Source organism: Lelliottia sp. JS-SCA-14 (assembly GCF_035593345.1).
Classification (GTDB): domain Bacteria; phylum Pseudomonadota; class Gammaproteobacteria; order Enterobacterales; family Enterobacteriaceae; genus Enterobacter; species Enterobacter wanjuensis.
The window spans coordinates 4,259,685-4,282,248 of the sequence record NZ_CP141606.1; the positions used below are offsets into that span (position 1 = coordinate 4,259,685).

The window sequence follows — 22,564 nt, forward strand, 5'->3', positions numbered from 1 at the left end:
CTCATGAAATATTCATTAGGACCGGTGCTCTACTACTGGTCAAAAGAGACGCTGGAAGATTTTTACCAGCAGGCGGCGGGCAGCAGCGCCGATACGATTTATCTCGGCGAATCCGTGTGCAGCAAGCGTCGTGCAACCAAAGTGGGCGACTGGCTGGATATGGCGAAAACCCTTGCGGGCAGCGGCAAGCAGGTGGTGCTGTCGACGCTGGCGCTGGTGCAGGCGTCGTCTGAGCTGGGCGAGATTAAGCGCTACGTCGATAACGGCGATTTTCTGCTGGAAGCGAGCGATCTTGGCGTGGTGAATATGTGCGCCGAACGTAAGCTGCCGTTTGTCGCCGGGCACGCGCTCAACTGCTACAACGCCGTGACGCTGCGCCTGCTGTTGAAACAGGGGATGACGCGCTGGTGTATGCCGGTGGAACTGTCCCGCGACTGGCTGGTCAATCTGCTGAATCAGTGCCAAGAGCTGGGCATCCGCGACCAGTTTGAAGTAGAAGTCCTGAGCTACGGGCATCTGCCGCTGGCCTACTCCGCGCGCTGCTTTACCGCCCGCTCGGAAGATCGCCCGAAAGACGAGTGCGAAACCTGCTGCATCAAGTATCCCAACGGCCGCAATATGCTGTCGCAGGAGAACCAACAGGTGTTTGTGCTGAACGGCATTCAGACCATGAGCGGATATGTTTACAACCTCGGCAACGAGCTGACGTCGATGCAGGGCGTGGTGGATATGGTGCGTCTGTCGCCATTAGACACTGACGTCTTTGCGATGCTGGATGCGTTTCGCGCCAACGAAAATGGCACCGCGCCATTGCCGCTGAAGGCCAACAGTGACTGCAACGGTTACTGGAGACGCGTGGCAGGGCTGGAGCTGCAGGCCTAAAAAAAGCTCACTTTGTTAACAACAAGGGTTAATTTTTAATGCACTATTAAAAGATATGCCGTCGACAAAGTGAGCTGTTATGACTGATAAATCCATTCTCTTTTCGGTGCTCGATCTGGCGCCGATCCCAGAAGGCTCCTCTGCGCGAGAAGCCTTTTCTCACTCTCTGGATCTCGCCCGTCTCGCGGAACAGCGCGGATATCATCGCTACTGGCTGGCGGAGCATCACAACATGGTTGGCATCGCCAGCGCCGCGACCTCGGTTCTGATTGGCTATCTGGCCGCGAATACTACCACCCTTCATCTCGGCTCGGGCGGCGTGATGCTGCCGAACCACTCCCCGCTGGTGATTGCCGAGCAGTTTGGCACGCTGAATACCCTTTATCCGGGGCGTATTGATTTAGGGCTTGGCCGTGCGCCGGGCAGCGATCAGCCGACCATGCGCGCGCTGCGTCGCCATATGAGCGGCGATATTGATAACTTCCCACGCGATGTGGCGGAGCTGGTGGACTGGTTCGATGCGCGCGATCCAAATCCACAGGTGCGTCCGGTTCCTGGCTATGGTGAGAAGATACCGGTGTGGCTGTTAGGTTCAAGCCTCTACAGCGCACAGCTGGCGGCGCAGCTCGGCCTGCCGTTTGCGTTCGCCTCCCACTTCGCCCCGGATATGTTGCATCAGGCGCTGCATCTTTATCGCACTAACTTCAAGCCGTCAGAGCGGCTGGAGAAACCGCACGCGATGGTGTGCATCAATATCATTGCCGCCGACAGCAACCGCGATGCGGAATTCCTGTTCACCTCGATGCAGCAGGCCTTCGCCAAACTGCGTCGGGGCGAAAGCGGGCAGTTGCCGCCACCGGTGGAGAATATGCATCAGCTGTGGTCAGCGTCGGAACAGTACGGCGTTCAGCAGGCGCTGAGCATGTCTCTGGTGGGCGATAAAGCGAAAGTGCGTCACGGTCTGGAGGCAGTGCTGCGTGAAACGCAGGCCGATGAGATTATGGTTAACGGGCAGATTTTCGATCACCAGGCGCGTTTGCATTCGTTTGATCTGGCGATGCAGGTGAAAGAGGAGTTGTTAGGGTAATTTTGTGCCCGGTGGCGCTGCGCTCACCGGGCCTACAAATTTATGCTGCCGCCATCCGGCAAAGCGTTTTACTGATACACCGGCAACAAATCAAAGCTCGACAGAATATGCACCAGCGCGTTGCCCACGCCGAACACCAGAATCAGCGCAATCATCGGCTTGCCGCCCCAGACGCGGAATTTTGGGCTGCCGAAGCGTTTACGTGATTTGCGCGCCAGCAGCGCCGGAACAATCGCCGCCCAGATGGTCGCCGCCAGACCCGCATACCCGATGGCATACAGGAAACCGTTAGGCCACAGCAGGCCACCAATAATCGGCGGCAGGAAGGTCAGCAGCGCGGTTTTCAGACGGCCCATCGCGGAATCATCAAAGCCAAACAGATCCGCCAGGTAGTCGAACAGGCCCAACGTCACGCCGAGGAACGAACTCGCCACCGCAAAATTTGAGAACACCACCAGGAGCAGATCCAGACTGCGGCTGTTCAGCACGCCACTCAGCGCCTGCACCAGCACATCAATGTTTCCGCCCTTCTGAGCAATGCCGATAAATTCCGGACGCGGGATGTTGCCCATCGTCCCCAGCAGCCAAATCACATACAGGCCCAGCGCCAGCAGCGTACCGTAAACCAGGCAGCGAATGATGGTGCGCGGATCTTTGCCGTAATACTTCATCAGGCTCGGGACGTTGCCGTGATAGCCAAACGACGCCAGACAGAATGGCAGCGTCATCAGGAGATATGGCGAGTACGACGCGTGAGTTTCCGTAACGTTAAACAGGGTCGCGGGCGTGACGTGCCCCAGCAGGCTGCCGAAAGTGAGGAAGAAAGTAATCACCTTTGCGCCGAGCACGATAGCCGTCATGCGACTCACCGCTTTGGTGCTCATCCAGACGATAAAGGCTACTGCCAGGGCGAAGACTAAACCGGCCATCCGTGCCGGAACGTTTAGCGACATTTCGGCAAACGTATGGTGCAGGATCGAACCGCTCGCCGAAATGTAGGCGTAGGTCAGGATGTAGAGCACGAAGGCAATCGAGATGCCATTCACCACGTTCCAGCCTTTACCCAGCAGATCTTTGGTGATGGTGTCGAAGCTCGACCCGATACGGTAGTTCAGGTTGGCTTCGAGGATCATCAGCCCGGAGTGCAGCATGCAGAACCAGGTAAAGACCAGCGCCGCCAGCGACCAGAAGAACCACGCACCGGACATCACCACCGGCAGGGAAAACATCCCTGCGCCAATTATCGTCCCGCCGATGATCACCACGCCGCCGAGCAGCGACGGTGAAGTTTGTGTGGTGGTTAGTGTCGCCATACAGCCCTTTCTCCAGTTAAACATTTTGCTACTGCATTTTAATGTGTCGCACTGTACCAGTACGATAGTACAAATGGAATAAAAAAAGCCCCGATAAAAAATATCGGGGCTGTAATGATTACTTTACGCTATCAGGCGTGGCTATTACGCGTCGCGACGACGGGTAGTGCCTTCTTCGCGACGTGGGCCGCGATTTTCGCGACGCTCACCGCTGAAGCGGCCTGCACCGGCTGGTGCTGCGCCATCACGACGAGGGCCACGACCGCCTTCACGACGCTCACCGCCACCGAAACGACGCTCGCCCGCAGGACGATCGCCTTCACGACGAGGACCACGGTCCGGACGCGGCTGGGCATCGCCCATCAGCTGCATGTTCATCGGCTTGTTCAGGATGCGAGTGCGAGTAAAGTGCTGCAGAACTTCGCCCGGCATGCCTTTTGGCAGTTCGATAGTAGAGTGAGTACCGAACAGCTTGATGTTACCGATGTAACGGCTGCTGATGTCGCCTTCGTTAGCGATAGCGCCAACGATATGACGAACTTCAACACCGTCATCACGGCCAACTTCAATGCGGTACAGTTCCATATCGCCTGCGTCACGACGCTCACGACGTGGACGGTCTTCACCGCTACGCTCTGGACGGTCGCCACGTGGGCCACGGTCATTGCGGTCGCCGCGTGGAGCACGATCGTTGCGATCGAAACGATCGTCACGGTCGCGGAATTCACGCTTAGGACGCATCGGTGCATCAGGTGGCACGATCAGAGCACGTTCGCCCTGGGCCATTTTCAGCAGCGCTGCAGCCAGAGTTTCGATGTCCAGCGCTTCGCCTTCCACGGTCGGCTGGATTTGCGCCAGCAGAGCACGGTACTGATCCAGATCGCTGCTTTCCAGCTGCTGCTGAACTTTCGCGGCGAATTTTTCCAGACGGCGTTTGCCCAGCAGGTCTGCGTTTGGCAGGTCTGCTTCTGGAATGGTCAGCTTCATGGTGCGTTCAATGTTACGCAGCAGACGACGCTCACGGTTCTCAACGAACAGCAGAGCACGGCCAGCACGACCCGCACGACCGGTACGACCGATACGGTGAACGTAAGACTCGGAATCCATAGGGATATCGTAGTTCACAACCAGGCTGATACGTTCCACGTCCAGACCACGTGCTGCCACGTCGGTTGCAATCAGGATGTCCAGACGACCGTCTTTCAGACGCTCCAGAGTCTGCTCACGCAGGGACTGGTTCATGTCGCCGTTCAGCGCTGCGCTGTTGTAGCCGCTACGTTCCAGAGCTTCAGCCACTTCCAGGGTCGCGTTTTTGGTACGTACGAAGATAATCGCCGCATCAAAATCTTCTGCTTCCAGGAAACGCACCAGCGCTTCGTTTTTACGCATTCCATGTACAGACCAGAATGTCTGGCTGATGTCCGGGCGAGTGGTCACGCTGGACTGGATGCGCACTTCCTGCGGATCCTTCATGAAACGACGGGTGATACGACGGATCGCTTCTGGCATGGTTGCAGAGAACAGAGCGGTCTGATGACCTTCTGGGATCTGAGCCATGATGGTTTCTACGTCTTCGATGAAGCCCATGCGCAGCATTTCGTCAGCTTCATCCAGAACCAGACCGCTCAGTTTAGAGAGATCCAGAGTACCGCGTTTCAGGTGATCCAGCAGACGGCCAGGTGTACCGACAACAATCTGTGGACCCTGACGCAGGGCGCGTAACTGCACGTCATAACGCTGGCCGCCGTAAAGGGCTACCACGTTCACGCCGCGCATATGTTTAGAGAATTCAGTCATCGCTTCCGCAACCTGAACAGCCAGTTCACGGGTCGGAGCGAGCACGAGGATCTGCGGAGCACGCAGTTCCGGATCAATGTTGTGCAGCAGTGGCAGCGAGAACGCTGCGGTCTTACCGCTACCAGTCTGGGCCATGCCCAGCACGTCACGACCAGAGAGCAGATGCGGGATGCATTCAGCCTGGATCGGAGATGGTTTTTCGTAACCCAGATCGTTAAGGGCTTCAAGGATAGTGGCCTTCAGGCCCAGATCTGCAAAAGTGGTTTCGAATTCAGCCATGTAGTACAAGTGCCTCGATATTAATGGCGGCCAGTCTACATAACTCGTCGTGAAAATGATTAGCAATTTTCATTGAAAAGTGTGAACCGGCTCAAAGTAGGTGTATTGACGAACAACAACGCCCTCACCAGTTAAGGTGATGGCAATCAAAAAATGATTACGGGCTGAAGTGGTGACGTCAGCTATTGCTGGTCCGATTCTGCCAGGTCGTCTTGCTCCTGGCCCAAGAGCGATAATTCCAACAATGCATAACGGTGCTCAACGAAGTTGTGGACGTTGTTAGCAACCGCTAATTTGAACAGTGCCGTGGCGCTGTCCTTATCCCCCAGACTTAGGTAGTACTTACCTAAATAGAAGTTGGTTTCACTGAGATGCTCAGCGAGCGAGGTGTTATCCGTTGCGTCCGCCTTGAGCCTATCCATCAGCGTTGCTTCGCTAATGTTGCCCAGGTAGAACTCGACAATGTTCCATCCCCATTGTTCCTTGTCCGATTTCTCGAAACGTTGCTTTAACGTCTCTTTCGCCTGCTTCTCATCGAGCTTCTGCTCAACGATGTAAAGCCACAGGACGCGGAAAGGATCATTAGGATCGTCTTGATAAAACGCCAGCAGATCATCTTGCGCTAACTTGTCACGACCGCCGTAATACAGGGCGATACCGCGATTCAAGTGCGCGTAGTTGTAAGTTGGATCAAGCTCAAGTACAGAATCAAACGCTTCATAGGCAGCATCAAAATTGCCTGCCTGCGTTAAATATATGCCTAAGTAATTGAATACTTCAGGCATATCAGGTCGGATTGCCAGCGCTTGTGAAAAATCATTTCGCGCTAGTGCCCTCAGACCGAGACTATCATACAACACTCCGCGCTCATATAAAAGCTGTGCGCGTTCATCATCGGTTAAAGCCCGACTGGCAAGAATTTGTTCCATGCGTGCCAGAATCACTTCCTGCTGCAAAGTCGGTTGCAATGGCACTGCGAGGACTTCGCTCTTACGCCAGGCAGAGTTGCTGCATCCTGCCAGCGTTAAAGCTGTCGCAACGAAACACCAGCGCAAAAAAGGCTTCATTTCCCACTCCCGAAGACAACTATTGGATGAACGTCCTGTCCCCCGGCTGCTAACAAGGCGTCCTGCCTGATAATACGCCCTCCGCCAAAGCGGAGGGCAAATGCAACCTTACTCGCCTTGTTCTGCGGCCGGGGCTTCCGGCGCGGCAGCAGGCTGAGACTGCTCGGTTGCTTCTTTAATGCTCAGACGGATACGGCCCTGGCGGTCAACTTCCAGAACTTTAACCGGTACTTCCTGGTTCATCTGCAGGTAATCGGTCACTTTCTCAACGCGCTTGTCAGCGATCTGAGAGATGTGAACCAGACCTTCTTTACCGCCACCGATGGCAACGAACGCGCCAAAGTCAACGATACGGGTCACTTTACCATTGTAGATGCGACCCACTTCGATTTCTGCAGTGATCTCTTCGATACGACGAATCGCGAATTTCGCTTTTTCGCCGTCGGTCGCTGCGATCTTCACGGTACCGTCATCTTCGATTTCGATGGTGGTGCCGGTCTCTTCAGTCAGAGCACGGATCACAGAACCGCCTTTACCGATCACGTCTTTGATCTTGTCTGGGCTGATCTTGATCGTGTGGATACGCGGTGCGAACTGAGAGATGTCGCCGCGCGGCGCGTTGATCGCCTGTTCCATCACGCCCAGGATGTGCAGACGCGCACCTTTAGCCTGGTTCAGAGCAACCTGCATGATCTCTTTGGTGATACCTTCAATTTTGATATCCATCTGCAGCGCAGAGATACCTTCGCGGGAACCCGCTACTTTGAAGTCCATATCGCCCAGGTGATCTTCGTCGCCCAGAATGTCAGACAGAACAACAAAGTTGTCGCCTTCTTTCACCAGGCCCATTGCGATACCCGCAACAGCGGCTTTGATTGGCACGCCTGCATCCATCAGAGCCAGGGAAGCGCCACACACGGAAGCCATGGAAGAAGAACCGTTAGATTCGGTGATTTCAGAAACCACACGAACGGTGTACGGGAATTTGTCAGCTTCCGGCATAACCGCCAGCACGCCGCGCTTCGCCAGACGACCGTGACCAATTTCACGACGCTTAGGCGAGCCAACCATACCGGTTTCGCCTACGGAGTACGGAGGGAAGTTGTAGTGGAACAGGAAGCTGTCAGTGCGCTCGCCCATCAGTTCGTCAATGTTCTGCGCGTCACGTGCGGTACCCAGAGTGGCTGTTACCAGCGCCTGAGTTTCGCCACGGGTGAACAGTGCGGAACCGTGAGTACGTGGCAGAACGCCGGTACGCACATCCAGACCACGGATCATGTCTTTTTCGCGGCCATCGATACGCGGTTCGCCAGCCAGAACGCGGCTACGTACAGCATTTTTCTCGATAGCGTGCAGGATTTCGCTCAGCTCGTTCGCGTCCAGAGATTCATCTTCAGCAACCAGCGTAGCGATGGTTTCGGATTTGATGACGTCAATCTGAGCGTAACGCTCTTGTTTGTCAGTGATGCGGTATGCATCACTCAGACGAGCTTCTGCCAGTGCAGCAACGCGCGCGTTCAGCGCTTCGTTCACGGCTTCTGGCTGCCAGTCCCAACGTGGTTTACCGGCTTCTTTCACCAGATCGTTGATGTTCTGGATAACAATCTGCTGCTGCTCGTGGCCAAACACCACCGCGCCCAGCATCTGGTCTTCGCTCAGCAGTTCTGCTTCGGATTCAACCATCAGTACCGCAGCTTCGGTACCGGCAACAACCAGGTCCAGCTTACTTTCTTTCAGCTCATCCTGAGTCGGGTTCAGTACGTACTGGTCGTTGATGTAACCGACGCGAGCAGAACCGATAGGACCGTTGAATGGAATACCTGACAGGGACAGTGCAGCGGATGCACCGATCATCGCTACGATGTCCGGGTTAACCTGTGGGTTAACGGAAACAACGGTCGCAATAACCTGAACTTCGTTAACGAAGCCTTCCGGGAACAGCGGACGAACAGGGCGGTCAATCAGACGCGCAATCAGGGTTTCGCCTTCGCTTGGACGGCCTTCACGACGGAAGAAGCCACCCGGGATTTTACCAGCAGCGTAAGTACGCTCCTGATAGTTAACGGTCAGCGGGAAAAAGTCCTGACCTGGTTTAGCTTTTTTCTGGCCAACAACGGTCACGAATACCGCAGTGTCATCCATGCTTACCATAACGGCAGCAGTAGCCTGACGTGCCATCATGCCGGTTTCCAGAGTGACGGTATGCTGACCATACTGGAATTTACGAACGATCGGATTCAGCAAAATTCTGTCCTTTCTTAATGAATGACAGCACACCTTCGGTGTGCTGTCGATTTAACCCGACCTTCTTCGCATCCTCGCGACTAATGACAACCGACACCCCCATGGGTGAAGCCTCTCATTAGCCGCGCGAACCTCTGCAATGAAGATCATTTATAGCAACAATACAATAGTTTCCAGTGAATTGCTGCCGTCTGGTTGAAAAAAGGGGCCATTAGGCCCCTTTTTCTGAAACTCGCAAGACTTAGCGACGCAGACCCAGACGCTCGATCAGCGCGGTGTAGCGTGCAACATCTTTACGTTTCAGGTAGTCGAGCAGTTTACGACGCTGAGAAACCATACGCAGCAGACCACGACGGCTGTGGTGATCTTTTTTGTGCTCTGCAAAGTGACCCTGCAGGTGGTTAATCTGTGCAGTCAGCAGGGCTACCTGAACTTCGGTAGAACCGCTGTCGTTAGTACCACGACCGAACTCGGAAACGATTTTAGCTTTAGCTTCAACGCTTAGAGACATGATGAACTCCAAAAAATAAAGAATGAAAGGGTGCCGATCTCTAATTCAGCAACCCCAGTTTACGCCCCGCAGATTGTTAAACAATTTACCAGGCGTTAAGCGGCGATATTCTACCCGTCTCCCCTGCTTATCGCAAGGCAAGTAAATATCTTAAAGGGGATATTCAACCACCAGGCGACGCGGTGCGACACGGCCTTCGTCGTCGATTTCACCCATTCCGATGAACTTGTTTTCTTCGCCTTCCGTCACGCGAACCAGCCCGGTATGCGGGGTATCTGTCGTGCGAACCGGATTGCCGTTTTTAAAGTAAACGGATGACGTTAATGGCAAATTCACGATCGGGAAATCAGCGGCCGGGCTGTCCATTGGCATCAGCAGCGGATCGAGCAGATCGGCCGGGGAGATCCCCTGCTCTTCTGCCTGTTTGACCAACGCACGCAGTTGCTCAAGCGTCACCATGCGTTCGACCGGATATTTGCTGACAGCCAGACGACGCAAGTAGATGACATGCGCGCCACAACCCAGCTTTTCACCCAGATCGTCAATGATGGTACGAATATAGGTCCCTTTCGAACAGTGAACTTCCAGCTCCAGTTCATCGCCTTCGTGACGAATGAACAGCAGCTCATAGACCGTGATCGGGCGCGCTTCACGCGGGACATCAATACCCTGACGCGCGTACTCGTAGAGCTTTTTACCCTGATACTTCAGCGCCGAATACATGGACGGCACCTGTAAGGTATCGCCACGGAAGCTTTCAAGCGCCGCCTGAAGCTGTTCGTCACTGAAGGTCACCGGACGCTCTTCGACAACCTGACCATCCGCATCGGAGGTATCCGTGCGCTGACCCAGTTTTGCGATCACGCGATAACGCTTATCGGAATCGAGCAGGTACTGGGAAAACTTGGTTGCTTCGCCCAGACACACCGGCAGCATGCCGGTCGCCAGCGGATCCAGCGCGCCGGTATGTCCGGCGCGGTTGGCGTTATAAAGACGCTTCACTTTTTGCAGCACGTCGTTACTGGATGCACCCTGAGGTTTATCCAGCAACAGCACGCCGTGCACGTCGCGACCGCGACGACGAGGACGACTCATCAGTCCTCCTTGCTGTCGTCCGGGTTCACACGACGTTCATCGTCATGTTTAACCACGCTGGTCACCAGGTTGGACATGCGCATACCTTCTACCAGGGAGTTATCGTAGAAGAAGGTCAGCTCAGGCACGATACGCAGGCGCATCGCTTTGCCGAGCAGAGAGCGGATAAAACCAGAGGCTTCCTGCAGGGCTTTAATGCCGTTTTTAACAGCTGCTTCGTCTTTGTCGTTCAGGAAGGTGACGAACACTTTGGCATACGCCAGGTCACGGGACATTTCAACGCCCGAAACGGTGGTCATCATTCCCACGCGTGGGTCTTTGATTTCGCGCTGCAGGATGAGAGCGATCTCTTTCTGCATCTCCTGAGCAACGCGCTGTGGGCGACCAAATTCTTTCGCCATAATAAATTCTCCAGACAAAAAAGGGGCCATAAGCCCCTTTTGATATTTCATGCCGGATGGCGCTTCGCTTACCCGGCTTACAATTTTCTTAACCCTTTCAGGGATTAAGCGATGCTACGCTGGATTTCGATGATTTCGAACACTTCGATCATATCGCCAACGCGAACGTCGTTGTAGTTCTTAACGCCGATACCACATTCCATGCCGTTACGGACTTCGTTAACGTCATCTTTGAAGCGGCGCAGGGATTCCAGCTCGCCTTCGTAGATAACCACGTTGTCACGCAGAACGCGGATTGGGTTGTGACGTTTGATGGTACCTTCGGTAACCATACAACCCGCAATCGCACCGAATTTCGGTGATTTGAACACGTCACGAACTTCAGCCAGACCGATGATCTGCTGTTTCAGTTCCGGAGACAGCATGCCGCTCATCGCTGCTTTCACTTCGTCGATCAGATGGTAGATGACGGAGTAGTAGCGCAGATCCAGGCTTTCTGAATCGATAACTTTACGCGCAGAAGCATCAGCACGAACGTTGAAGCCAACCAGAATCGCGTTGGACGCCGCAGCCAGGGTTGCGTCGGTTTCGGTGATACCACCGACACCAGAACCGATGATCTTCACTTTCACTTCGTCGGTAGACAGTTTCAGTAAAGAGTCGGAGATCGCTTCCACAGACCCCTGAACGTCCGCTTTCAGTACGACGTTCACTTCGTGAACTTCGCCTTCGGTCATGTTAGCGAACATGTTCTCGAGCTTAGATTTCTGCTGACGAGCCAGTTTAACTTCGCGGAATTTGCCCTGACGGTACAGCGCAACTTCACGCGCTTTCTTCTCGTCACGAACAACGGTCACTTCATCACCGGCAGCCGGAACACCGGACAGACCCAGGATTTCCACAGGAATGGATGGACCTGCTTCCAGAACTTCCTGACCCAGTTCGTTACGCATCGCACGAACACGACCGTATTCGAAGCCGCACAGCACGATGTCGCCTTTGTTCAGGGTACCTTCACGGACCAGAACAGTGGCTACCGGACCACGACCTTTATCGAGGAAGGATTCGATAACTGCACCGCTTGCCATGCCTTTACGAACGGCTTTCAGTTCCAGAACTTCAGCCTGCAGCAGGATGGCGTTCAGCAGGTCATCAATACCGGTACCTGCTTTCGCAGAAACTGGGATGAACTGAGACTCACCGCCCCACTCTTCCGGCATAACACCGTACTGGGACAGTTCGTTTTTAACGCGATCCATATCCGCTTCTGGCTTATCGATCTTGTTCACAGCAACAACCACTGGCACCTGCGCCGCTTTCGCGTGCTGGATAGCTTCGATTGTCTGTGGCATCACGCCATCGTCTGCTGCAACAACCAGAACAACGATATCCGTTGCCTGAGCACCACGAGCACGCATGGAGGTAAACGCGGCGTGACCCGGGGTATCCAGGAAGGTGATCATACCGTTGTCCGTTTCAACGTGGTATGCACCGATATGCTGGGTGATGCCGCCCGCTTCGCCAGAGGCCACTTTCGTTGAACGAATGTAGTCCAGCAGAGAGGTTTTACCGTGGTCAACGTGACCCATGATGGTCACAACCGGTGCGCGGGATTCTGCCGCAGCGCCAGTGTCACGGTCGCTCATTACCGCTTCTTCCAGCTCGTTTTCACGACGCAGGATAACTTTGTGGCCCATCTCTTCAGCAACCAGCTGTGCGGTTTCCTGATCGATAACCTGGTTAATGGTTGCCATTGCGCCCAGTTTCATCATCGCTTTGATGACCTGAGAGCCTTTCACAGCCATTTTGTTTGCCAGGTCGCCCACGGTGATGGTTTCGCCGATCACAACGTCGCGGTTAACGGCCTGAGCAGGTTTCTGGAAGCCCTGCTGTAAAGAGGAACCTTTACGCTTGCCACCTTTACCACCACGAACAGCGGCGCGCGCTTCTTCACGGTCAGCTTTAGATTCAGAGTGCTTGTTGCCTTTCTTCTGAGGACGTGCCGCTTTGGTCGTACGAGTACGGCCACGGCCGCCTTCGACTTCACGATCGTTCTCATCTTCGGCCTGGCGAGCATGCTGAGACGTGGTGACGTGATAATCGCTCTTATCCTCTTCACCTTTCTCTTTCTCTTGCTCAGCCCAAACACCCGCATTTTCTTCCGCCATACGACGTGCTTCTTCAGCGACGCGACGCGCATCTTCTTCGAGCTTGCGACGCGCTTCTTCTTCCGCTTTACGCTTCAGATCGGCTGCTTCATTTTCACGACGGGCTTTTTCTGCCTGGGCGGTTTTGGTCATATCGTCAGTCTGTTGATTGCTCACTTTGTCTTTTTCCGCAGCTTCACGCTTTGCTTTTTCACTGGCATCGCGTTTCGCTTTTTCAGCGGCCTCACGTTCAGCTTTTAATACTGCCTCACGCTTGGCTGTTTCTTCTGCCTCACGATGGGCTTGCTCTTCCGCTTCACGCTGCGCCTGCTCTTCCGCTGCAAGGCGCTCGGCCTCTTGCGGATCACGTTTTACAAAGGTGCGTGTCTTGCGGACTTCGATTTGTACCGATTTACTTTTCCCACCGGTACCGGGAACGTTTAACGTGCTACGCGTTTTGCGCTGCAGCGTCAGTTTGTCAGGCGTAGAACCGTGTTCACGGTTCAGGTGCGCTAACAATGTTTGTTTTTCTTGCGCAGTCACTGAGTCATCAGCCGCCTTTGGGATCCCTGCATCAGCAAATTGCTGTACCAGGCGGTCCACAGGGGTTTGAATCTCAGCAGCCAGCGATTTTACAGTTACATCAGTCATGCTGTTCCTTCCTGCTACAGTTTATTACGCTTCGTCGCCGAACCAGCAAATATTACGTGCGGCCATGATGAGCTCGCCGGCTTTCTCGTCGGTTAAACCTTCGATATCAGCCAGGTCATCAACGCCTTGCTCAGCGAGATCTTCCAGCGTACAAACACCACGGGCAGCCAGCTTGAACGCAATCGCACGATCAAGACCTTCCAGATTCAGCAGGTCATCAGCCGGCTTGTTATCGCCAAGGCTTTCTTCCTGAGCCAGCGCCAGGGTGGTCAGTGCGTTTTTAGCGCGTTCACGCAGGGCTTCAACGGTTGCTTCATCCAGGCCGTCAATTTCCAGCAGTTCTTTAATTGGCACATAGGCCAGTTCTTCAAGCGAAGAGAAACCTTCTTCAACCAGGACGGTGGCGAAATCTTCGTCGATGTCCAGGTACTTCGTAAAGTTATCGATCGCTGCATGGGCTTCAGCCTGATGCTTAGCCTGCAGGTCATCAACCGTCATGACGTTCAGATCCCAGCCGCTCAGCTGAGAAGCCAGACGTACGTTCTGACCGTTACGACCGATAGCCTGTGCCAGGTTACCTGCTTCAACGGCGATATCCATGGTGTGCTTGTCTTCGTCGACAACGATAGAAGACACGTCAGCCGGAGCCATCGCGTTAATCACGAATTGTGCCGGGTTGTCGTCCCACAGAACGATATCAATGCGCTCGCCACCCAGTTCAGTAGAGACTGCCTGGACACGTGCGCCACGCATACCGACGCAAGCACCGACCGGGTCGATACGCTTGTCGTTGGTTTTTACCGCGATCTTAGCGCGAGAACCCGGATCGCGGGCCGCTGCTTTGATCTCGATAACTTCTTCACCGATTTCTGGCACCTCAATGCGGAACAGTTCGATCAGCATTTCTGGCTTAGAGCGCGTGACGAAGAGCTGCGCACCACGTGCTTCTGGACGCACTGCGTACAGAACACCGCGGATACGGTCACCTGGACGGAAGTTCTCGCGCGGCAACATGTCTTCACGCAGGATCACGGCTTCAGCGTTGCTGCCCAGATCCAGAGAGATGTTGTCACGGTTCACTTTCTTCACCACACCGGTGATGATTTCACCTTCGTGTTCGCGGAACTGATCAACCACCATCGCGCGCTCAGCTTCACGTACTTTCTGTACGATAACCTGCTTAGCGGTCTGGGTGGTGATACGGTCGAAGGTGACAGATTCGATCTGATCTTCAACATATTCGCCAACGTTGAAGCTTTCGTCTTCGTAACGAGCCGCTTCAAGCGTGATTTCTTTGGTTGGTTGGGTCACTTCTTCAACGATCACCCAACGGCGGAAGGTATCGAAGTCACCACTTTTACGATCGATTTCTACGCGAACATCGATCTCTTGTTCGTATTTTTTCTTGGTTGCTGTAGCCAGGGCACTTTCCAGCGCTTCGAAAATCTTCTCACGCGGCAGTGATTTCTCGTTAGAGACGGCTTCAACAACAGCCAAAATTTCTTTGTTCATCGCGGGCTTTTCACCTCAATCCAGACTGTTAAAAGTGGGGAACCAGGTTCGCCTTCTGGATATTACTCAGCGCGAACACTTCATCTTTGCCTTCGACTGTTACCGTGATCATCTCACCATCAACGGCCTTAATAATGCCCTGCCATTTACGGCGGTTCTGCACAGCCATACGCAGGACAACAGTCACTTCTTCACCGAGATACTTCGTGTAATGCTCAGCGGTGAACATTGGACGATGGAGACCAGGCGAGGAAACTTCCAGGTTGTAGGCAACAGTAATAGGATCTTCAACGTCAAGAACCGCACTGACCTGGTGGCTGACATCAGCACAATCATCAACATTGATGCCATCTTCACTATCAATATAGATGCGCAGCGTGGATGTGCGGCTGCGAATAAATTCGATGCCGACCAGTTCGTAGCCCAGTGCTTCGACTGGTGCCTTAATCATCTCTGTTAATTTTTGCTCTAATGTGGACAAGCCCACCCCCAAGACATAAAAAAAGGGCCTAAAGCCCAGTTATTCTGTAGTCAGATAACAAAAAACCCCGATAAATCGGGGCTTTAGATAACTGAACCCTATAGCCGCAACTGCGGCCTGGAGCACTTTCTGAAAGAATTTTTTCAAATCCAGCTACGAAGGCTCTGAGTCTTCACAGTATATTTGAAAAAGAACTTTATAGGAAAGTGGTTGCGGGGGCCGGATTTGAACCGACGACCTTCGGGTTATGAGCCCGACGAGCTACCAGGCTGCTCCACCCCGCGCCTGAAACGTGGCAAATTTTACTCGTTTTGGGTAAAAAATGCAAATAATGCTGGGATTTGGTACCGAGGACGGGACGTAAAATCTGCATGCATTATATTGGTTAGAGCATTCGGCTGTCAACTCTGGTTTCCATGCGCTACGCTGAATAGCGTTAAATGTTTGTGTGTGTTTGTCGAATCATCCCGCAACGGGCAGCACCAAAGGAATTTTTACAAAAAACGCACGAATCTCTTCCGGTCATCGACAAAAGATGATTAAATGAAAACTCACTTATTTTGCATAAACATGCAATAAGAGCGAAAGCGGTCTCTTATCAGTCAATCAAGCAGGGTTTTATTTTATGACGACGATTCTCAAGCATCTTCCGGTAGGACAACGTATTGGCATCGCTTTTTCTGGCGGCCTGGATACCAGCGCTGCACTGCTGTGGATGCGCCAAAAGGGAGCGGTTCCGTATGCTTATACTGCGAACCTGGGTCAGCCGGATGAGGAAGATTATGATGCGATCCCTCGCCGTGCCATGGAATATGGCGCAGAGAACGCACGTCTGATTGACTGCCGTAAGCAGCTGGTTGCGGAAGGTATCGCAGCAATTCAGTGCGGCGCATTCCATAATACCACGGGCGGTCTGACCTATTTCAACACCACGCCGCTGGGCCGTGCGGTCACCGGCACCATGCTGGTCGCGGCCATGAAAGACGACGGCGTGAACATCTGGGGCGATGGCAGTACCTATAAAGGCAACGACATTGAGCGTTTCTATCGCTATGGCCTGCTGACCAACGCCGAGCTGCAGATCTACAAACCCTGGCTGGACACCGACTTTATCGACGAGCTCGGCGGTCGTCATGAAATGTCCGAGTTTATGATTGCCTGCGGCTTCGACTACAAGATGTCAGTTGAGAAAGCCTACTCCACCGACTCCAACATGCTGGGTGCGACGCACGAAGCGAAAGACCTGGAATTCCTGAACTCCAGCGTGAAGATCGTTAACCCGATCATGGGCGTGAAGTTCTGGGACGAAAACGTCAAAATCCAGGCCGAAGAGGTGACTGTACGCTTTGAGCGCGGCCATCCGGTTGCCCTAAACGGCCAGAAGTTCGCTGATGACGTCGAGCTGATGCTCGAAGCCAACCGCATCGGCGGTCGTCACGGTTTAGGCATGAGCGATCAGATTGAAAACCGTATCATCGAAGCGAAGAGCCGCGGCATCTATGAAGCGCCGGGTATGGCCCTGCTGCACATCGCTTACGAGCGTCTGCTGACCGGTATTCACAACGAAGACACCATCGAGCAGTATCATTCCCATGGCCGTCAACTGGGTAAACTGCTGTATCAGGGTCGCTGGTTTGATCCGCAGGCGCTGATGCTGCGTGACGCGCTGCAGCGTTGGGTGGCGAGCGCCATCACCGGTGAAGTGACGCTGGAACTGCGTCGTGGTAACGACTATTTAATCCTGAACACCGTGTCTGACAACCTGACCTATAAAGCAGAGCGTCTGACCATGGAGAAAGGTGATTCGGTCTTCTCTCCGGACGATCGTATCGGTCAGTTGACCATGCGTAACCTGGATATCACCGACACCCGTGAGAAACTGTTCAACTACATCGAAACCGGTCTGCTCTCTGCCTCTTCCGGCAATGGTCTGCCGCAGGTTGAGAATCTGGAACACAACGATAAGAAGTAATCGTTCAGATGAAATGCAAAAGGCGCCTGATGGCGCCTTTTTTGTTGTCGGTTGCGGTGTTCGTAGGGCGGGTAAGCGCAGCGCCACCCGCCAGTTTTGCCCGGTGGCGCTGCGCTTACCGGGCCTACGAAAACTACAAAAGACAAAGCAAAAGATACAGACGAAAAAAAAGACGTCTTTCGACGTCTTTCTTCTGGAATATTGGTACCGAGGATGGGACTCGAACCCACAAGCCCGTTAGGGCACTACCACCTCAAGGTAGCGTGTCTACCAATTCCACCACCTCGGTACTGAATACTGCTTAGTGCGGGATATCGCTGGTCGGCTTAGCCGGTTCAGCTGGCTGAGTCTGCTCAGTTTTAGACGGAGCACTCAGATTGTCCCACTCGCTTCCTTTCGTGGTCTTGTTGCTGTTGATATTGCCAAGCGCCAGACTGATGATGAAGAACAGCGTAGCCAGAATCGCCGTCGTGCGGGTCATGAAGTTCGCAGAACCACTTGAACCGAACAGCGTACCGGAAGCGCCTGCTCCGAAGGAGGCTCCCATATCAGCGCCTTTACCTTGCTGCAGCATGATCAGCGCTACAAGAGCGATGGCTACAATAAGGAAAACAACTAAAAGAGCTTCGTACATAATCAACCTGTTCCTTGCGGATTTGCCGCATACCAATGCTTCGACCAATTTAGCGGGAATTATGTTTCCCACTGAAGCGGGTGTGAATACTAACCAAAGCGAATGACCTTCGCAAGGGCAATTTCAGCGCATTGTATCAACTGCGGAAAAAAACAGCAAAAGCGCTTTTATCGGATAAGTTTAAGGCGGCAAACGCCGCCTTTTTAAACACTTACTGCGAGAATTTATGCAGCTTTCACTGCATCAGCAATTCGGTGAGCAAACTCTGTCACCTGTTTCTCGTCTTCACCTTCCACCATCACGCGGATTAACGGCTCAGTGCCGGATTTGCGCAGCAGCACACGGCCACGATTGCCGAGGGCAGCTTCGACTTCAGCCATCACCGTTTTCACGTTCTCATTTTCCAGCGGATCGCCTTTGCCTGCGGTAAAGCGCACGTTAACCAGAATCTGCGGGAACATTTTCATGCCGGTGCAGAGATCGTGCAGGCTCATATGGTTACGCACCATCGCCGCCACAACCTGCAGACTGGCCACGATGCCGTCACCCGTGGTGGTTTTGTCGAGCAGGATCACGTGACCGGAGTTTTCAGCCCCGATGCGCCAGCCTTTTTCCTGCAGTTTCTCCAGCACGTAGCGGTCGCCCACTTTCGCACGGACAAACGGAATACCCAGTTGTTTCAGCGCCAGCTCAAGACCCATATTGCTCATCAGCGTGCCAACCGCACCGCCGCGCAACTGCCCCTGACGCAGCCCTTCACGAGCGATGATATACAGGATCTGATCGCCATCGACCTTGTTGCCTTCGTGATCGACCATGATCACGCGATCGCCATCGCCGTCGTACGCGATACCCAGATCGGCTTTTTCTGCCAGCACGCGCGCCTGCAGCGCACGCACATCAGTCGCACCCACTTCTTCGTTGATATTGACGCCGTCCGGCTCACAGCCGATGGCAATGACTTTAGCACCCAGCTCGCGGAAGACATTCGGCGCGATGTGGTAGGTGGCACCATTGGCACAATCGACCACGATTTTCAGGTGGCTCAGGCTCAGTTCGTTCGGGAAGGTGCCTTTGCAGAATTCGATGTAACGGCCCGCGGCATCCACGATACGGCTGGCTTTACCCAGCTCTGAAGAGTCAACGCAGGTCAGCTCTTTTTCCATTTCCGCTTCGATCGCTTCTTCCACTTCGTCCGGCAGTTTGGTGCCATCGATGGAGAAGAATTTGATGCCGTTATCGTAGAACGGGTTATGGGAAGCCGAAATCACGATACCCGCTTCCGCGCGGAAAGTACGCGTGAGGTACGCGACCGCAGGCGTTGGCATTGGGCCCGTAAAGGAAGCGGAAAGCCCGGCGGCGGAAAGACCCGCTTCTAACGCGGACTCCAGCATATAGCCAGAAATACGGGTGTCTTTACCGATGATGATTTTACGCGAGCCATGACGAGCCAGCACCTTACCTGCCGCCCAACCCAGTTTGAGCACAAATTCAGGAGTAATAGGTGCATCACCCACGCGCCCACGGATACCATCGGTGCCAAAATATTTACGATTACTCATAGCGTTTGTTTTCCTTCGCTGACAATGTGGCTTCAACCACACGCATAGCTTCTACAGTCTCTTTGACGTCATGGACGCGAATAATGTGAGCCCCTTGCATGGCCGCGATCACCGCGCAGGCAAGACTGCCGCTCAGACGTTCGCTCGGGCCAACATTCAGCAATTGCCCGACCATCGTTTTTCGCGACATCCCGACCAGCAACGGCAGGCCAAAATGGTGAAACTCAGATAAGCGCGCCAGCAGCTCATAGTTATGTGACAGATTTTTACCGAAACCGAATCCCGGGTCGAGCAGCAATTTCTCTTTTGCGATACCGGCACGCTCACAGCGCGCGATTTGCTCAATAAAGTAGCGATTCACATCCGCGTAGACATCAGAATACTTTGGCGCTTCCTGCATCGTCTTCGGCTGGCCCTGCATGTGCATCAGACAAACGGGCAGACCCGTTTCGGCTGCCGCTTCCAGCGCACCCGATTCAGACAGCGAACGAATATCATTGATAATGTGAGCGCCCACTCGCGCCGCCTCACGAATCACTTCCGGCTTGGAGGTGTCGACAGAGATCCACACTTCAAAACGTTGAGCAATCGCCTCAACAACCGGGATTACGCGGGATAACTCTTCTTCCACACTCACATCCGCCGCACCGGGGCGCGTCGATTCGCCGCCGATATCCACAATCGTTGCGCCTGCATTGATCATCAGATTGGCATGCTTCACCGCGTCAATCAGCGTGTTATGCGTGCCACCGTCGGAGAAGGAGTCAGGGGTAACGTTCAGGATACCCATCACATGAGGATGTGAGAGATCGAGAGTCGTGTCCTGGGCGAAAAGTTTCATGGCTAAATCCCTGGTATTTTGAGTTATGCAGATAAGAAAAACCCCGGAGCAAGCTCCAGGGTTTCAAGTGAAGATAATCACATCTCCAGCGGTGACTTATTTGTCGCCAAGCTGTTCTGACATGGTATTGCCCGGATTCGGCGTACGCGGTTCATCGACCGGACGCGGTGCACGCGGGGTGCCATTGTTGTCAGAGTTGTTGGAAGCGCCTGGATCTTCCCAGCCTGCTGGCGGACGCACTTCGCGGCGGGCCATCAGGTCGTCAATCTGCGGAGCATCGATGGTCTCATATTTCATGAGTGCATCTTTCATCGAGTGCAGAATGTCCAGGTTGTCATTCAGAATTTCACGCGCACGGCCATAGTTACGTTCAACCAGCGCTTTCACTTCCTGATCGATGATACGAGCCGTTTCATCGGACATGTGTTTCGCTTTCGCCACGGAGCGGCCCAGGAACACTTCGCCTTCCTCTTCCGCGTACAGCAGCGGACCGAGTTTGTCGGAGAAGCCCCACTGAGTGACCATGTTACGCGCCAGGTTCGTCGCGACTTTGATGTCGTTCGACGCACCGGTAGAAACATGTTCCACACCGTAGATGATCTCTTCAGCCAGACGGCCGCCGTACAGGGTCGAAATCTGACTTTCCAGCTTCTGACGGCTGGCGCTAATCGCATCGCCTTCCGGCAGGAAGAAGGTCACACCCAGTGCACGGCCGCGTGGAATAATGGTCACTTTATGGACCGGATCGTGTTCCGGTACCAGACGACCAATAATCGCATGGCCTGCTTCGTGGTATGCCGTGGACTCTTTCTGCGCTTCGGTCATCACCATGGAGCGACGTTCCGCACCCATCATGATTTTGTCTTTCGCTTTCTCGAATTCCACCATCGACACAACGCGTTTGTTACCGCGAGCAGCAAACAGCGCCGCTTCGTTCACCAGGTTCGCCAGGTCAGCACCGGAGAAGCCAGGTGTACCACGTGCGATGATTGCCGCATCGATGTCCGGAGACAGCGGTACGCGACGCATGTGGACTTTAAGGATCTGTTCACGACCACGCACATCCGGCAGACCGACCACAACCTGACGGTCGAAACGGCCTGGACGCAGCAGCGCAGGGTCAAGTACGTCTGGACGGTTAGTTGCCGCGATAACGATGATACCTTCGTTACCTTCGAAGCCATCCATCTCAACCAGCATCTGGTTCAGAGTCTGTTCACGTTCATCGTGACCGCCGCCCAGACCCGCGCCACGCTGGCGGCCTACGGCATCGATTTCATCGATGAAGATAATGCACGGTGCTGCCTTCTTGGCCTGTTCGAACATGTCACGCACACGAGATGCACCGACACCCACGAACATTTCAACGAAGTCAGAACCTGAAATGGTAAAGAACGGGACTTTCGCTTCACCCGCGATGGCTTTCGCCAGCAGGGTTTTACCGGTACCCGGAGGACCTACCATCAGAACGCCTTTCGGGATCTTACCGCCCAGTTTCTGGAAACGGCTCGGCTCACGCAGGTATTCAACCAGTTCAGCCACTTCTTCTTTTGCTTCGTCACAACCTGCGACGTCGGCAAACGTGGTCTTGATCTGATCTTCCGTCAGCATGCGCGCTTTGCTCTTACCGAACGACATGGCGCCTTTGCCACCGCCGCCCTGCATTTGGCGCATGAAGAAGATCCAGACACCGATAAGCAGCAGCATCGGGAACCAGGAGATGAAGATAGAAGCCAGCAGGCTCGGCTCTTCTGGCGGCTCACCTACCACCTTGACGTTTTTAGTCAGAAGGTTATCAAGCAGCTTAGGATCGTTCACCGGGATGTAAGTCGTGTAACGGTTACTATCTTTCTTGGTAACGTTGATCTCACGTCCGTTGATACGCGCTTCGCGAACCTGGTCCTGATTGACCTCTTGCAGGAAGGTAGAGTAATCCACCTTACGGCCATTCGACTCGCTGGGCCCAAAGCTCTGGAACACTGACATCAGCACAACGGCAATGACCAGCCAGAGTATTAGGTTTTTCGCCATGTCACTCAAGGGATTAACCTCATATTACAACTGTGTTAAAAACAGCGTCAGGAGACT

The 22,564-nt window shown here is 54.0% G+C and carries 18 protein-coding genes and 2 tRNA genes; 3 read left to right on the top strand and 17 right to left on the bottom strand.

The features are described from left to right. The first annotated feature begins 3 nt into the window (after positions 1-3). Complete coding sequence (locus tag U9O48_RS19840; protein WP_324723069.1) at positions 4-882, top strand: U32 family peptidase; 879 nt, start codon at positions 4-6, stop codon at positions 880-882. A 79-nt stretch (positions 883-961) separates the two neighbouring features. Beyond that, positions 962-1,969, top strand: coding sequence for a luciferase-like monooxygenase (locus U9O48_RS19845; RefSeq protein WP_324723070.1), 1,008 nt, complete (start codon positions 962-964; stop codon positions 1,967-1,969). A 68-nt stretch (positions 1,970-2,037) separates the two neighbouring features. On the opposite strand, the gene mtr is transcribed toward U9O48_RS19845, so the two are convergent. The 12 genes from mtr to U9O48_RS19905 all read right to left on the bottom strand — a co-directional run bounded on the left by mtr (position 2,038) and on the right by U9O48_RS19905 (position 15,751). Then, on the bottom strand, positions 2,038-3,282 hold the full coding sequence (gene mtr / locus U9O48_RS19850; protein ID WP_285148143.1) for a tryptophan permease: 1,245 nt from the start codon (positions 3,280-3,282) through the stop codon (positions 2,038-2,040). Between the two features lie 144 nt (positions 3,283-3,426). Further along, positions 3,427-5,358 (bottom strand): DEAD/DEAH family ATP-dependent RNA helicase, encoded by a 1,932-nt coding sequence (locus U9O48_RS19855; RefSeq protein ID WP_285145815.1) that lies wholly within the window; start codon positions 5,356-5,358, stop codon positions 3,427-3,429. Then, positions 5,351-5,431, bottom strand: a complete 81-nt coding sequence (gene yrbN, locus U9O48_RS19860; RefSeq protein WP_097919743.1) for a protein YrbN — start codon at positions 5,429-5,431, stop codon at positions 5,351-5,353. The genes U9O48_RS19855 and yrbN overlap by 8 nt, the downstream gene beginning before the upstream one ends. A 109-nt stretch (positions 5,432-5,540) precedes the next feature. Then, positions 5,541-6,425, bottom strand: a complete 885-nt coding sequence (nlpI, locus tag U9O48_RS19865; RefSeq protein WP_282491803.1) for a lipoprotein NlpI — start codon at positions 6,423-6,425, stop codon at positions 5,541-5,543. 108 nt (positions 6,426-6,533) lie between these two features. Next, on the bottom strand, positions 6,534-8,669 hold the full coding sequence (pnp, locus tag U9O48_RS19870; protein WP_095283551.1) for a polyribonucleotide nucleotidyltransferase: 2,136 nt from the start codon (positions 8,667-8,669) through the stop codon (positions 6,534-6,536). A gap of 241 nt (positions 8,670-8,910) precedes the next feature. Further along, positions 8,911-9,180, bottom strand: a complete 270-nt coding sequence (gene rpsO / locus U9O48_RS19875) for a 30S ribosomal protein S15 (protein ID WP_003861789.1) — start codon at positions 9,178-9,180, stop codon at positions 8,911-8,913. Between the two features lie 150 nt (positions 9,181-9,330). Then, a complete protein-coding gene (gene truB, locus U9O48_RS19880; protein WP_285145816.1) occupies positions 9,331-10,275 on the bottom strand; it encodes a tRNA pseudouridine(55) synthase TruB in 945 nt (314 codons plus the stop codon). After that, positions 10,275-10,676, bottom strand: a complete 402-nt coding sequence (gene rbfA, locus U9O48_RS19885) for a 30S ribosome-binding factor RbfA (RefSeq protein ID WP_100778756.1) — start codon at positions 10,674-10,676, stop codon at positions 10,275-10,277. The genes truB and rbfA overlap by 1 nt, the downstream gene beginning before the upstream one ends. Positions 10,677-10,780: 104 nt before the next feature. After that, positions 10,781-13,474 (bottom strand): translation initiation factor IF-2, encoded by a 2,694-nt coding sequence (gene infB, locus U9O48_RS19890; RefSeq protein WP_282491806.1) that lies wholly within the window; start codon positions 13,472-13,474, stop codon positions 10,781-10,783. Between the two features lie 24 nt (positions 13,475-13,498). Beyond that, a complete protein-coding gene (gene nusA, locus U9O48_RS19895) occupies positions 13,499-14,986 on the bottom strand; it encodes a transcription termination factor NusA (RefSeq protein WP_100778754.1) in 1,488 nt (495 codons plus the stop codon). A 28-nt stretch (positions 14,987-15,014) separates the two neighbouring features. Beyond that, positions 15,015-15,467, bottom strand: coding sequence for a ribosome maturation factor RimP (gene rimP / locus U9O48_RS19900; protein ID WP_282491807.1), 453 nt, complete (start codon positions 15,465-15,467; stop codon positions 15,015-15,017). A gap of 207 nt (positions 15,468-15,674) precedes the next feature. Beyond that, positions 15,675-15,751 (bottom strand) — tRNA-Met (locus U9O48_RS19905). Between the two features lie 341 nt (positions 15,752-16,092). On the opposite strand from U9O48_RS19905, the gene argG reads away from it, so the two are divergent. Continuing rightward, entirely contained in the window at positions 16,093-17,439 is a 1,347-nt protein-coding gene (gene argG / locus U9O48_RS19910) for an argininosuccinate synthase (protein WP_324723075.1), read from the top strand. 202 nt (positions 17,440-17,641) lie between these two features. On the opposite strand, the gene U9O48_RS19915 is transcribed toward argG, so the two are convergent. The 5 genes from U9O48_RS19915 to ftsH all read right to left on the bottom strand — a co-directional run bounded on the left by U9O48_RS19915 (position 17,642) and on the right by ftsH (position 22,507). Then, positions 17,642-17,728, bottom strand: a tRNA-Leu gene (locus U9O48_RS19915). A gap of 12 nt (positions 17,729-17,740) precedes the next feature. Continuing rightward, the gene (gene secG / locus U9O48_RS19920) at positions 17,741-18,073 is read right to left on the bottom strand and encodes a preprotein translocase subunit SecG (RefSeq protein ID WP_100778751.1); all 333 of its coding nucleotides are present in this window, start codon (positions 18,071-18,073) and stop codon (positions 17,741-17,743) included. A gap of 224 nt (positions 18,074-18,297) precedes the next feature. Beyond that, positions 18,298-19,635 (bottom strand): phosphoglucosamine mutase, encoded by a 1,338-nt coding sequence (gene glmM / locus U9O48_RS19925; protein ID WP_285145817.1) that lies wholly within the window; start codon positions 19,633-19,635, stop codon positions 18,298-18,300. After that, positions 19,628-20,476 carry a dihydropteroate synthase gene (folP, locus tag U9O48_RS19930; protein WP_324723076.1) on the bottom strand — a complete coding sequence of 283 codons (849 nt, stop codon included), beginning with the start codon at positions 20,474-20,476 and terminating at the stop codon, positions 19,628-19,630. The genes glmM and folP overlap by 8 nt, the downstream gene beginning before the upstream one ends. A 96-nt stretch (positions 20,477-20,572) precedes the next feature. Further along, positions 20,573-22,507, bottom strand: coding sequence for an ATP-dependent zinc metalloprotease FtsH (ftsH, locus tag U9O48_RS19935; protein ID WP_100778748.1), 1,935 nt, complete (start codon positions 22,505-22,507; stop codon positions 20,573-20,575). Between the last annotated feature and the right edge of the window lie 57 nt (positions 22,508-22,564).